The sequence below is a fragment of the Luteimonas sp. 8-5 genome (assembly GCF_029763755.1).
Lineage (GTDB): Bacteria > Pseudomonadota > Gammaproteobacteria > Xanthomonadales > Xanthomonadaceae > Cognatiluteimonas.
Genome location: NZ_JARUVM010000031.1, coordinates 1 through 1,171, shown reverse-complemented (window position 1 = coordinate 1,171; position 1,171 = coordinate 1). Strand labels below are relative to the sequence as shown.

General features: G+C 71.2%; 1 pseudogene. It reads left to right on the top strand.

The annotated features are described in order from the left end of the window. Positions 1-1,171 (top strand): annotated as a pseudogene (locus QAA18_RS05355) (glutamine-synthetase adenylyltransferase); the annotation flags it as partial.

Genomic DNA, 1,171 nt, shown 5'->3' with positions numbered 1-1,171 from the left:
CCCCGCCGCGCCCGGCCGACATCGGTCCCGGCGAATGGGGCACGGTGCTGCGCCGCTACCGCGCCGCCTGCTCCGCGCGCCTGGTCTGGCGCGACGTGCTCGGCATCGACCAGGTCGCCGATACCCTGGCCGGAAGCACCTCGCTTGCCGATACCTGCCTGCAACTGGCGCTGGAGGCGCTGGAAGCCGACTTCGCCACGCGCCATGGCCATGTCCGCCATGCCGACGGCAGCCCGCAGCGCATGGTGGTCTTCGCGCTCGGCAAGCTGGGCGGCGGCGAGCTGAATTTTTCCTCCGATGTCGACCTGGTCCTGGCGTACGAGGACGACGGCGAGAGCGATGGCCCGCGTCCCCTGGCCGCCGAGCAGTACTACTCGCGCCTCGGCCAGCAACTGGCGCGGCTGCTCGACGAGGTCACCGCGGAAGGCTTCTGCCATCGCGTCGACCTGCGCCTGCGTCCGTTCGGCAATGCCGGGCGCATCGCCTGGTCGTTCGCGGCGATGGAGTCCTACTACCAGCGCGAAGGCCGCGACTGGGAACGCTACGCCTGGCAGAAGGCGCGCCCCGTGGCCGGCGATGTCGCCGCCGGCGAACGCTTCCTGGAGATCCTGCGACCGTTCGTCTACCGACGTTACCTCGACTACGGCGCGCTCGACGGCCTGCGCGAGATGAAGACAGCGATCGCGGCCGAAGTGGCGCGCAAGGAACTGGCCGACGACATCAAGCGTGGGCCCGGCGGCATCCGCGAGATCGAGTTCCTGGTCCAGGCGCTGCAGCTGATCCGCGGCGGGCGCGAACCGGCGCTGCGCGAACGGCGCCTGCTGCCGGCACTGTCCGCGATGGTGCGCGCCGGCCACGTCGAGGCCGGAGCCGGCACCTCGTTGCGCGAGGCCTACCTGTTCCTGCGCCTGGTCGAGAACCGGGTGCAGATGCTGCGCGATGCGCAGGTGCATGCACTACCCGCCGATCCGCCGGACCAGGCACGGATGGCCGCCACGCTTGGATTCGACGGCTGGCCGGGATTGCTGGAAGCGCTTGGCCGGCATCGCGGCTTCGTCGCCAGCGAGTTCGCCGAACTGCTCGCGCCGCGGCGTCGCCGCGATGCGCCCAACACCCTGGCGCTGTACTGGCGCGCGTTGCCGGATGCGGGCGACATGCAGGTCCTGGCCGA